Annotated in this window: 10 protein-coding genes; 5 read left to right on the top strand and 5 right to left on the bottom strand. The window is 65.2% G+C overall.

Annotated features, from left to right (window positions below):
* The 5 genes from B0W88_RS06230 to B0W88_RS06210 form a co-directional block, all read left to right on the top strand.
* On the top strand, positions 1-1992 hold a 1992-nt coding region (locus B0W88_RS06230), incomplete at its 5' end, for a hypothetical protein (RefSeq protein WP_369973848.1).
* A gap of 401 nt (positions 1993-2393) precedes the next feature.
* Complete coding sequence (locus B0W88_RS32900) at positions 2394-2648, top strand: hypothetical protein (protein WP_077033795.1); 255 nt, start codon at positions 2394-2396, stop codon at positions 2646-2648.
* Positions 2649-3306: 658 nt separating this feature from the next.
* A complete protein-coding gene (locus tag B0W88_RS06220) occupies positions 3307-3813 on the top strand; it encodes a spore coat U domain-containing protein (protein ID WP_077033794.1) in 507 nt (168 codons plus the stop codon).
* A 22-nt stretch (positions 3814-3835) separates the two neighbouring features.
* Positions 3836-5434, top strand: coding sequence for a methyl-accepting chemotaxis protein (locus tag B0W88_RS35095; protein ID WP_304442572.1), 1599 nt, complete (start codon positions 3836-3838; stop codon positions 5432-5434).
* A 384-nt stretch (positions 5435-5818) separates the two neighbouring features.
* Complete coding sequence (locus B0W88_RS06210) at positions 5819-7246, top strand: Fic family protein (protein ID WP_077033792.1); 1428 nt, start codon at positions 5819-5821, stop codon at positions 7244-7246.
* Positions 7247-7483: 237 nt separating this feature from the next.
* Here B0W88_RS06210 and B0W88_RS06205 read toward each other — a convergent pair whose 3' ends face one another.
* The 5 genes from B0W88_RS06205 to B0W88_RS06185 all read right to left on the bottom strand — a co-directional run bounded on the left by B0W88_RS06205 (position 7484) and on the right by B0W88_RS06185 (position 11794).
* Positions 7484-8029, bottom strand: a complete 546-nt coding sequence (locus B0W88_RS06205) for a DUF6036 family nucleotidyltransferase (RefSeq protein WP_077033791.1) — start codon at positions 8027-8029, stop codon at positions 7484-7486.
* On the bottom strand, positions 8026-8736 hold the full coding sequence (locus B0W88_RS06200) for a helix-turn-helix transcriptional regulator (RefSeq protein WP_077033790.1): 711 nt from the start codon (positions 8734-8736) through the stop codon (positions 8026-8028). The genes B0W88_RS06205 and B0W88_RS06200 overlap by 4 nt, the downstream gene beginning before the upstream one ends.
* A gap of 315 nt (positions 8737-9051) precedes the next feature.
* Positions 9052-10218, bottom strand: coding sequence for an AAA family ATPase (locus B0W88_RS06195; RefSeq protein ID WP_077033789.1), 1167 nt, complete (start codon positions 10216-10218; stop codon positions 9052-9054).
* 21 nt (positions 10219-10239) lie between these two features.
* Positions 10240-11115, bottom strand: coding sequence for an RNA ligase family protein (locus tag B0W88_RS06190; RefSeq protein ID WP_077033788.1), 876 nt, complete (start codon positions 11113-11115; stop codon positions 10240-10242).
* A 457-nt stretch (positions 11116-11572) separates the two neighbouring features.
* Entirely contained in the window at positions 11573-11794 is a 222-nt protein-coding gene (locus B0W88_RS06185) for an AlpA family transcriptional regulator (RefSeq protein ID WP_077033787.1), read from the bottom strand.
* Between the last annotated feature and the right edge of the window lie 21 nt (positions 11795-11815).

Below are 11815 nucleotides of genomic sequence, written 5' to 3'. Positions count from 1 at the left end.
CCCGCTCCGACACCGCCCGCACCGACGACCGTTACCGGCACGGCCGCCACTGGCGCCGCCATCCAGGGAACGGTGGTCGCGATCGATGTCAACGGCAAGGTCTCGACCGCCGCCACGACCAATAGCGCCACTGGCGCTTACACGGTTGACGTGAGCAGCTTGACCGCGCCCTACCTGCTCACCATCACCGGCAATTCCGGCGGCCGACTGGTCTCGCTCACCTCAGTGGCCACGGCCGCCGGTCAGACCGTCAACCTGACCCCGCTGACCGACCTGATCGTGGCCGCCGCCTCCGGCTCGATGACGGGCAGCACGCTGGTCGACGCCTGCACGGTGGCCAGCGGCAGCACGACGGCCCCTACCGCCTGCACGGACGCGCTCAAGGCCGCCACCACCGGCACCAAGCTCAAGGACGCGGCAACGCAGGTCGCCGCCATGATTGCGCCGCTGAACGCGGCCGGCACCGACCCACTGAACGGCGTCTTCGCCGCCAACGGCACGGGCATGGACGGCGTGCTCGACCGCATCCTCGTCGCACCCGACGCCGCCGGCCAGGCCACGGTCACGCTCGTGGCCACGCACGACACCATCGGCCAGATCAGCAGCAGCGGCACGCTGACCGTCACCGCGCCGACCACGGCGCAGGTCACGGCCGCCGACAAGGTCGCCACCGTGCTGCCGGAGATCAACGCCTGCCTGGCCTCGCTCTCGGCGCTGTACCCGAGCACGGGCTTCACCAAGCCCACGGCCGACCAGGTCTCGCCCTTCATCGATCCCAACTTCAACAGCTTCAGCGCGGCCAAGGCGGACGTCGTCGCGCTGTTGACCAGCGGTGATGCGCCGTTCAACGCCGGTCTGCAGGTCAAGGCCAACGACCTGGCGCGCCGCAATCTGGGCCTGCTCAGCAGCAGCGAGATCGCCATCCTCACGGACTCGACCACGACCAACAAGGTCAGCACGATCCTGAATGCCCGCGCGAATGGCGGCTCGCCGGTGATCGTGGACAGCTCGGGCAACCCGACCAGCGCCTGGGTGCTGATGGAGGTGAGCAGCAGCGGCATGTCCGGCGAGCCGCAGAGCTTCGTCAAGGGTGCGGCCTACACCGGCTGCCCCGGTGGCTGGCGCTGGGCCGGTGCCCAGCATCTGGACATGCACATGATGGCCCGCGTGGCCCGCAACGAGACGGCCTCGACGCTGACGCGCGAACGCGCCTTCCACATCGAGCGCGGCGCCGTCGCCGACGAAGTGGCGGCCGGCTTCATGGTCGATGTGGGCACGGTCGATGTGCGCGGCCCCGGCATCGTGGCCTACTCCGGCAACGCGAGTTCGCCGGTCGGCGCGTCCGTCAAGCTGACGCTGAACCGCTCGTCCGATCCCTTCCAGAACACCTACGTGATCGGCACCGGCACGGGCTTCTACGGCACCAGCGAGGCACTGCAAAGTTGCGTTGACGTGGCTGCGGCCAATGCGCCCACAGGCACGCCGTGCATCGACGAGTCGCAGGTCAAGCCCGGCAGCATCTACGCCTGGGCGCTCAAGGCGGCCAGCAACGGACAGGTGGTCAAGGCCTTCTTCTACGAAGTCAATGCCGTGCCGCTGTCCAAGCCCTTCGCGCAGGCCAATGCCAGCAACCTGTTCGCCACCATCACGACCGTCACGCCGGCCTCGGTCGCGGCCGTGAACACGGCCATTGGTGGTGCCAGCGCCTCGGTGCTCGACGGTGTCTTCAGCATCAGCTACACCCAGGGCGGCGCCTACGGTTCCAAGGCGGACAACTGCGACATCAGCCTGGTCGATGCCACCGGCGCCACGCTGCTGCGTGCCGAGGCCAACGCCGTGGGCGCAGAGACGCAGTGCACGTTCACCACGGCCAAGCTGAACTCCGGCGCGCTGGACAAGCCGACCGGCATGGTGGCCAACGGCTGGATCAGCGTCGCCACGCAGGTTCTGGGCAACCAGATCACGACTGGGCGGGCACTGCCCAAGCCCTGACCGCGGCTTCTATCCCAATGAAAATGCCCCCTTGCGGGGGCACTTTCGTTTTGCCGATGTCACATGGGCGAGGTGCCGAACTCAGGCAACTTCGTAGCCGCGTCATGACCGACGCGGCGCACAGGTTGCGAGCGGTGGCGCGCGCAGCGCCCCTGCGACCTTCACCGCGCCCGAAGCCGTGCCGCGCCTAGCTGGTCTCGCGTTTCGCCTCGCGGGCTGCGGGTCATGCCGGAATGCGGTCTTGTCCTACGGCGGCCCGTCGCAAGCGAATCTAAAGTCAGTTTGCCTCTGGTGCCTTTTCTTTCTTCGTCCCTCCCCGGCCCAGAGGACTCGCCCGGCGCCGTGAGGTGTCCGGGTCTCTTTTTGACGGGGGTGGCGAGATGTGTATCGGGAGCCAACAGATGAGCGCAACGAGTTCGGCAGCCGGCCTGGCGCCCAAGTTCTACGAAACCCGCAATACCGCACGGATGCTGCTGGGCGCAGGCTATCCGGCCCGGATGAAGGAGCTCGGCGCGATGGTGGCCAAGGTGGCCGCGGGCCGGCGCACCGGGGCGCTGGACGCGGCGCAGGACGTGGTCCGCGCGGCGGATCTCGATGGCTTCGAGGCGATCCAGGTGTTGGCCGCGGCGGTGGAACTGATCGAGCCTTCTCACTGACCTGCGGGGTGCCGACGGATCCAGTCACGCCTGGCTTGCCGGCTGCGCTCGCGGAGGGTTGCGCGGCGGTAGTCGCGATTGCAGAGTTGCCGCGCGTCGGGCCGTGAGGCCTTGCCCGCCGTATCCGCTTCGGATCGGCACAGCCGATACCTGTTCAAGGCGGTGCCCGCAATCTTTGGATTTCAGAAACGGGGACGTTCCATCAACGGAAGTCCTGCTGCCTGGGTTCGAGGACTTCCAAACCTGTGGAGGTTCTCATCTAGCGAACCGGGATCGTAAGGCCTCGTTCGCGCGTGGGCGCGGCTGTCGGGCGCTACGGATTCCTCGGTCGGCCAGATCATGCACGACGGCGACCGCGGCGCTCGGCGCCTCGTATCGTCGGTCAGCCTCTGCCGCAAGGCGTTCAGCCCATCACGTGGCGGCCTGTGCCTTGATCAAACCGGTGAGCGTCCGCATTCTGTGACGCTCATCACCTACCTGTGGCCGTTGTAGGTAAGTTCCCTACGTCAATTGCCTGCAACGTCAGCGGCCTCCAGCGGTGCTGGGCTGCTGTTCGCCAGCCGCGCATTGCGCAAATATCACGATCACTGCAACGACTCGCCCGCACAACCGACAAGGTGCCCTCGGCACTTGGCTCAGGCAAAGGAAAGTAGCACAGATGATGATTGATGCCAGGCGCCTCTCGCCGATTGCTGTACTGCTGTCGTCGCCCAGCCTCGCCGTGGCCGGTATTGCGGGCGACAGCTTTCAGGTGGTCGCTTCTGTCGTGGCTTCGTGCACCATCTCGGGCACCACGTTGAACTTCAGTAGCTCCATCGATCCCTTGGGTACGACAGCGCCGATCGACGCAACTTCCACGCTGACGCTGACGTGCTCCAACACGACGCCCTATACCGTGGCCTTGAGCGCGGGCAGCAACGCCGGTGGCGGCTCGAACTTCGCGGCCCGGACGATGAAAAGCGGCTCGCGCACGCTGGCCTACCAGCTCTACAAAGACGCCGGCCGGGTAACCGTCTGGGGCGATGGCACGGCCGGCAGCTCAACCGTAACAGGCACAGGTACTGGTGGCGCGCAGACGCTGAACATCTACGGTCGCCTACTCTCCCTTGCCAACGCCGTGCCGGGCACCTACACCGATACCGTCGCCGTCAGCATCAGCTATTGAAACAACGCAGAGGAACAGGGACGTGGGCACCACAACATCGATACCGAGCTTTCGCAACCTGCGCATGCGCGCCAAGCTGATGCTTGCCTTCACGCTGCTGGCCGCCGTGGTGCTGGCAGTCTCGCTGCTGTCGCTGCAGTCACTGGGCCGCTCGAACGCACGCTTTGCGGATTACCTGCAGGGTGTGGGGCAGCGCGAGCACCTGGCCGTGGATATCCGCGCAGCGGCGCAACGGCGTGCGATCGCCGCCCGCAACCTGGTGCTGGTCACCGAGGGCAGCGAGCGCGAGGCGGAGAAGGCTCTGGTCACGCAAGCCCACAGGGACGTCCAGGATGGCCTGGTCCGGCTCCACAAGACCCTCGCCCGAGCCGCAGACCTGGGCGATCGCGAGCGCGCACTGGTCGCCGAGATCGAGCGCGTCGAGGGGCTGTATGGGCCCGTGGCGCTCGACATCGTCGGCAAGGTGCTGGCCGGCCGCCAGGAGGAGGCAGTGGCCAAGATGAACGCCGAGTGCCGGCCGTTGCTCGCTGCGCTCATGGCCGCGACCGCCGCCTTCATTGATTACGAGGACCAACAGGCGGCGGCGCGGGCCGCGGCTGCCGCCGAAGCCTATGGGCAGGATCGGGTGACGATGCTGATGACGAGCGGCGCCGCAGTGCTGGCGGCCTTGAGCATGGGTTGGTTGCTGAGCAATGCAGTGACGAAACCACTGAATCGAGCGGTACAGCTCGCCCGCGCCGTGGCCTCGGGGGACCTGCGCTCGAAGATCGAGATCGACCGCAGGGACGAGACGGGCCAGTTGCTGGAAGCGCTCAAGGGCATGAACGATAGCTTGGCCACGATGGTCGGTCAGGTACGGGACTCGGCGAATGGCATCGCCAACGCGTCCAGGGAGATCGCCAGCGGCAACCAAGATCTGTCAAGCCGCACGGAGCAGCAGGCGTCGGCGCTACAGCAGACGGCAGCCTCGATGCAGCAGATGACCGGCACCGTCCAGCAGGCTGCCGACAACTCGCGCCAGGCCAACGATCTGGCTCGTTCGGCCGCGGAAGTTGCGGGTCGTGGCGGCGCCGTCGTCCAACGCGTCGTCAGCACCATGGACGACATCGCGGCCTCCAGCGAGCGGATCGCCGACATCGTTGGTGTGATCGATGGCATCGCCTTCCAGACCAACATCCTGGCATTGAATGCTGCCGTCGAGGCCGCCCGCGCGGGTGAGCAGGGGAGGGGCTTTGCGATCGTGGCAGGCGAGGTGCGGACGTTGGCCCAGCGCAGCGCCGAGGCGTCGAAAGAGATCCGCGCACTAGTCCAGGCCAGCACGACACGCGTGCGAGCCGGCAGTGCCCTGGTCGGCGAGGCCGGCAGTACGATGACGGACATCGTCGGCCAGGTGCGCCGCATGAGCGACCTGATGGGCGAGATCAATGCGTCCGCCGGCGAGCAGAGCAGCGGCATCGGCCAGGTGAACCAGGCGGTCGCCGCCATCGATCGTGGCACCCAGCAGAATGCCGCACTGGTCGAGCAGAGCGCAGCGGCTGCTGAGAGCCTTAGCAATCAGGCCGAGTCGCTGATGAACGTGATCGCGGTATTCCAGACCTTGGACGCCGTGCCCGCAGGCTAGCCGTTCTCCCGGCGGTGCCGCCGCGCATCGCTTCGACGGAGTCTGGGACCGCAATTGGCGAGTCCGGGCCAGCCTGGGCGGCACCGGGCAAGGCAGAGTCGGGCGCCGTCCCGGCAAGTGGCTGAGCTGCCGCGTGAACCCAGCGCTGCAGCAGGTTGGCATTGATGCCATGGGCCATTGCGACAGCGGCCATCGAGATTCCGGGTTGCCCCTTGGTGGACACGAGCATCTTAGGCAGAGCTCAGCAGATCAACATGACTTGCCTGGATGCTTACGCTGCTAGGCGCTCAGAATGGCGCTATTTGGCGCATAATAGGCGACGGCGCGACCAATATGTGGCGCTCAGAGTGGCGCTAACTGGCGCAAGAAGCACTCGTGATTTCAATGCCGATCTCTCCCACCTCTCTCTCTCGTTCGCAAGAAGCCGTACTGGCCGATCCACGGCAGCAGCGCCTTCTTGCCGTGATCCCCGCACCGCCTCTCCCGGCTGTGGCGATCGACGCCATTGAGCGGCTGCTGATTCCTCCACCTGCCCGCCGAACGTTGCAGCGCTGGCTGAACGAGCTCACCGCGCATCAGTTGGTCGAACGCCACGGCGAAAAGCGTGGCGCGCGGTATGCGCTGAAGCTAGCACCAGGCTCTCGCCCTGGAACCCAGCGCCTGGGACTGCAAGTCACCGAGCCATACAGCCGCGTGTCCGAGGCCGGCGCCGGCATCCGCGACGCAGTGCGGCTGCCGGCGCATTTGCGCAAGCCAGTCGGTCACGAGAGAGGACTTCTTGACAACTACGAGCCCAACGTCACGTACTACCTGAGTCAAAAACTGCGCCAGGGGCTGCTGGCGATGGGCAGCCCCCCCGCAGACACTGTGCCGGCTGCTGGCACATTCGCAAACGATATTCTCGATCGCCTGCTGATCGACCTGTCCTACGCGTCGTCGCACTTGGAAGGCAACACCTACAGTCGGCTAGACACGATGCAGCTGCTCGAGAAAGGCCAAGCCGCGGAGGGCAAGGCAGCCATCGAGACCCAGATGATCCTGAACCACAAGGAGGCGATCGAATTCCTTGTGCACGATGCGTCTTGCACTACGGTCAATCCAAGCGCGATCAAGAGCCTGCATGCGCTCCTCTCGGATGGCCTGATGCACAACGACGCAGACGTCGGAAGGTTGCGCGATCGCGGCGTGGAGATTGCAGGAAGCGTCTACAAGCCGCTAGCCTCGGGCCTGGCGATCGAAGCCGAATTTGGAATGCTGGTCGAGAAGGCGGCAGCCATCCTCGATCCCTTTGAACAAGCGCTGTTCCTGATGGTGCAGTTGCCGTACCTGCAGCCGTTCATGGACGTGAACAAGCGCGTCTCACGCTTGGCAGCCAACATTCCGCTCGTGCAGGCCAACCTGTGCCCGCTTTCGTTCATTGACGTCCCGATCAACGCTTATGTCGATGCGACGCTCGGGGTGTACGAGCTGAATCGCGTCGACTTGCTTCGCGACGTGTTCCTTTTCGCGTACGAGCGATCGTGCCAGCACTACACGGCCGCCAAGCAATCGCTTCGGCCACCCGACCCATTCCGCAATCGCTACCGTCGCCAGATCGGAGCAGCCATCAAGGGTGTGGTGCAAGCTGATCTGCCGGCGGATGTTGAGTCCATCGCACGGCACGTGCCCGAGGACGTTCCAGCCGAAGATCGCGCGCGGTTTCAATGCATGGTTGCTGACGAGATCGCCGCGACGAATCCTGACAGCGCAATCCGATTCGGATTGCGTTCGCTTGAGTTCGACGCCTGGCTCAAAATGCATAGGAAGGCCTAGCGACCTGCCGCGACAGTTGGTCTAGAGCCCCGACCGCAGCTTCTCCAGTGATTCGGTCAGCAATGTCAGCGTAAGCAAGCGGTCGATGATCCCCTGATAGGTCATGGCCGCAACGATTTGACGGCAGCACAGCAGGTGCCGGCGAGCGGCGGCTCATGGCCGATAGGGACAGCAAGACTCGCCGAGTGCTCGCGCATCAAAGTGAATCGCCCCGGGTCTGGGCGATTCAAAGTGATGTCAAACGATGATGCCTACTTCTTTCGCCCAACGCCGGATGCGGCGTGTTAATAGGTTCTGTGCGGATCCGTCAATGGGCATCTTGGGGACCCAAGTCAACATCTCATCCGCCGCCACGAAGCCGTGAGTGAGCATGGCTTGGCAAAACGGCTTGTCCTTGTCCCGACCAGCAGTTGCCTTTGATAGGAAAAGGTCGGGAAGGCTGAGGCAGTGGCCAATGCGCCCGTCCGTGATGAACGGCGACCCGACCTTCACCGTTCGATCTTCCCAGCCTGCCGGTAAGTAAGCGGTCTCAGGCCCGATGCCTTGTGCGTAGTAGCCGTGCTTCTCGTGGAACGGCGAGCCCTCGCCGAGATTGACGTCGATAGCGTTCGTCTTTTCCGGATCACCGAGCACGAACACATCGGCTTCCATCGATGCGGTGAAAGCAGGGCCAGGGTTGGGTTTGGCACCCAGCACGGATTGACTGCCGAACACGACGATTTCGTAGACGTCCGCGTGTTCGCAGCAGACCTTGATTAAGTGAGCCAGTTGCTCGTAGGTCACGACGCATCCTCAGGATCGATCAGCGTGTCGGCGTGGGCGTCTGCACCACCCAGCGTTACACCGTGCTTCAGGGCATTGACCTGCGCAATGATTCGTCTGCGTTCTTCTTCCGACAAAACGAAAGCCAGTGGCGAAGCCTGCCGAAGCTGCTTGGCGCGCTGGGTGGGGCCGAGCGCCTTTCTCCAAGCCTGCGTACGCAAGATGTCTCCCCACTCCTCCCAGAGCGACATAGAGCGCGAGTCGGGATTGGCTTCTCGCCATGCCTCGAGCGTGCGAACGACTTTCTGCAGAGCCTCGGGGTGCTTCTCGATCTTCGACACCGCGGCTTCATGCAGCGCGAGGCTTTGCAGGTCTTGCGCTTGGTGCAGCCTAGACTTGGCCTGAATCTTGATCGTCACTTCAGGCCGCTCGTGCGTAGAGCGCGCGGCGGCAGTGCCGGCCGGTGCTGGCTGCAGCGTGTCGCTGGCCAGCATCGCGAGCTCGCCCGAGACGCCCAACACTGACATGACCCGAACGTAATTGCCCATACTGGGCGACGGGCTTCCCGACTCGATGGCGCTCAGCGTCATGCGGGATATACCCGCCTTCTCAGCCATCTCAACGGTGCCCATGCGCAGCGATTTGCGCAACGCCCGCAGACGGTCGCCTAACTGGAGGAGGATCTGCCGCTCCAGCGGGGAGATAGGAGTCGAATGGCTGACCGACATTTGTCCATAATACTAGTCAAATAAAAGACGTTTGTCAAATATTGTGGACAGTTTCTGTTCGGCTCACGGCCTGGTTGCCTGGGTCTCAAACGGCAGTTCACGGCGTTGAATGGGAACACACCTCGGAGGGGGCGAAAACCTCGGTTCGCTCGGCGGCAGCCCGCCAACAATTCGAGCCGCTGCACAACGGACTATCACGGACGACCGGACATGGCCGGACCTTGACGCTCGCAAATAGCCCCCGAGCAGGCCCCGAAAAGCAGCATGCGGTTGTCGCTGACCCGCGGGAGCTTCGGACCGGCACACCCGCTGCTTTCAAACGTGGCGAGCGCTGACCTCGCCTTCTATAACTTCGTAGCGCACCTCATGCGCCTCCCACGGCAGCGGCACCTCCCAGCGGTGCAGCATGCGCTCCAGGTCTTTCTGCCGCAGCGTGGTGTGGCGCTTCGCATTGCGCTGGAAGAGCTGCGCCGCCGGGACTTCCAGGTAGACCAGTGTCACGTGGGCGTCGTAGGCGAACAGCAGGTCCAAGGTCTTGCTGCGCATCTGGTCGCTGAGGTGCGTCGCGTTCCAGACGAAGGGCTCGTGGCGACGAAGCAGAGCCTTGGCCTTGTCGACCGCGTGATGCGCGGCCATGCCATCGTTCTCGCCATGCCGCAGGCCTAGCTCGGCCTTCGCGTCGTCGAACGAGACCACCGGCAGGCCTTGTGCGTGGCGCGCCACCCAGGTGTCCTTGCCCGAGGCCGGCAGGCCGCTGAGCACCGTCACGGCAGAGCCGGGTGGCTGGAACAACGGCGAGTCCAGGTGCACTGCGGCGCCGCGCGCATACGCCAATCGAGTGTGTGCGGACGCGGATGCGCGCGGGCGATCCCAGCAGCCGTCCTCCCGCGCGAGTTGCTCGAATAGGGCGATGTCGTCGAGCCGGGCCGACTGGTCGACGCAAATGCGACCCTGCATATCGGCGCGCGCCACGCATACGAGGTCGTGTACGTCCACACCCCATGACAAGCGGCGGGCGATGAACTCGGGCGTCTCGCCACGGCGCGAGTCAAACGCGAAGAACGGCACCTGGTGGGCCGCGACGATGCGGCAGACCGCCTCGCGCAGGGCGAAGGGTGCGCCAGCGCGCCACAACAGCGCGCGCACGTCCACCGCGCCACGGCGCGAATGGCCCGGCTGGCCGATGTCGCCGGTCACCGTGTCGACGACAGTCGTCTCGGGCTTGCACAAGTCGTGCAGCAGGGCCGCGAGGAACAGCAGCTCGCGTCGCTCGCCATGGGCCGACTGGAACTCGGACGACGCCAGCAGCGCGTCCAGCACCATGCGCGTGTGAATGCCAACGTTGCCCTCGGCGTGGTAACGCGGGCTCTGCGGAGTGGTCTCCAGCGCTCGCAGGCGCGGGAAGACCTCGCAGCAGGCGGTCCAGTCGTAGCCGCGGCCCGGCCCGATGGGACACAGCGCGCGGATGTCTTGATAGTCCATGTTTATCTCCTTGGCGCGCGCTCAGATGCTCGCGTCAATCGTGCCCCAGTGGGCGGTGGGCAGCGGCGCGTAAATGTCGGCGCCCGCGGCCAGCCCGTTCGGGATCAGCGGTCTCGTACTGTGGTGCGAGCCCGAGTCGAGGATGGTCTGGACGAAGTCCGGACGCACCCACTTGTAGCGACCCAGCACCTCGCGCTCGTTCTCGACCTTGACATACAGCCCCTCGGACAGCACCGACTTGTCCGTCTGCCTCCAGGCCAGCGCGAGGTCCAGGCCCTGGCGCTCGACGCTCTCCTCGAACGCCTGCCTCCAGCGCCCGCTCTTGGCCAGCGAGGGCCGGACCAGCGCACGCAAGGCCTTCACGCTGACCGGCAGCTCGCCCTCGTGCACGACGGGCACGCTGAGCACCGGCGAGCCGGCCAACAGCATCTGGCGCCTCGGCGTGCTCAGGAACACGCCATCGCGCCGGTCGTAGACGTCGAACTCGCAGAACCAATGTGGCAGGACGTCGTAGCTGACAGAGTGCTTCGCGTGCAGCCACTCGCCGTACATCACGTAGCGATCCTCCAGCAGTTGCAACAAGCGAGCCTCGTGCGCCGAGGCCCATTGCTTGAACAGCGCGAAGTGACGCTCGCGGCCGCCACCCAGGTAGTGGCCGCGCGACTGCAGCAGCAGCTCGCCGCCCTCGGTGAACGAGATCCCGACGTTGGCCCCGTCGAGCTTCTCCTCGACGACGGCGTGCTGACCTCGCAACGACGCGAGTGGCACTTGCTCGTGCCCTTCGTCGCCGGGTTGCAGGCGCGAGCCTTCGAGGTGCGGCGTCCTGGGGTACTTCAGGATCGCAAGGGATTGGATGGGTTGGGCGACGGAACTCGTCGACCCGTGATGCGCAGACATAGTCGTTTCCTGGTTCGAGTGAACGAACCGACGACGTGGCGTGCGCGATGCTTGGCGGGCTAGGTGCGTCCCGCCGGCATGGCGTAGGCAGGGAGGGCACAGAGAGTGGCTGCAGCGGCCCGGCTCATGGCAGGCATGATCGGGAGAGCGGTCGACGGCTTAGAGGGCGGCTATGAGGCAGGACACTTGAAGCTCCGTGGCGGCAACAGGGTTGGGAAGGGTGCGGAGTCTAGTGAGGCGGCGCCAAGCGCGCAAGTCGTGTGTCGGTCCAGCGACGTTGACAACGTCGAACATCGCCACCACCGCCACTCTGGGTGCGGGCGACTGCGCGGACTTGCGCGTCACCGGTGAGAGCAGCGAACGGCGCGCCAGGTCGATGAGTGCGCGAGATCAGGTCTATGTTCCGACTGCTGTCGTTCACTGACGACTGGAAATGGCCGACACCGGCTGACGACGCCTAGTGGGCATTGGGCCGAGTAGCGTTCCAGGAATCGATGTCGGAGCGCCGCCATCCGACGGCACGCTCACCTATGCGGATCTGGCGCGGGAAAAGTTCCTTATCCATCAAACGGTAGATCGTCGATCTGCCAAGCCCTGTCGTGCGGCGCACGGCAGGCAATCTCAAGATGTCATTGGGCGACGGCTCTGCGACGGTGTCCGGATATGGGCGCAATTGCATGGGATGGGTCCTCCTGTAGTG

Origin of the sequence: Pelomonas sp. KK5 (assembly GCF_001984095.1) — a bacterium.
Classification (GTDB): Bacteria; Pseudomonadota; Gammaproteobacteria; order Burkholderiales; family Burkholderiaceae_C; genus KK5.
This window is presented reverse-complemented; position numbering and strand designations above follow the sequence as displayed.

Coding starts and splice junctions, on each gene's coding strand:
- B0W88_RS06185 (WP_077033787.1), bottom strand. CDS start 11,794: ATGCAATTGCGCCCATATCCGGACACCGTCGCAGAGCCGTCGCCCAAT.
- B0W88_RS06190 (WP_077033788.1), bottom strand. CDS start 11,115: ATGTCTGCGCATCACGGGTCGACGAGTTCCGTCGCCCAACCCATCCAA.
- B0W88_RS06210 (WP_077033792.1), top strand. CDS start 5,819: ATGCCGATCTCTCCCACCTCTCTCTCTCGTTCGCAAGAAGCCGTACTG.
- B0W88_RS32900 (WP_077033795.1), top strand. CDS start 2,394: ATGAGCGCAACGAGTTCGGCAGCCGGCCTGGCGCCCAAGTTCTACGAA.
- B0W88_RS06195 (WP_077033789.1), bottom strand. CDS start 10,218: ATGGACTATCAAGACATCCGCGCGCTGTGTCCCATCGGGCCGGGCCGC.
- B0W88_RS06220 (WP_077033794.1), top strand. CDS start 3,307: ATGATGATTGATGCCAGGCGCCTCTCGCCGATTGCTGTACTGCTGTCG.
- B0W88_RS06200 (WP_077033790.1), bottom strand. CDS start 8,736: ATGTCGGTCAGCCATTCGACTCCTATCTCCCCGCTGGAGCGGCAGATC.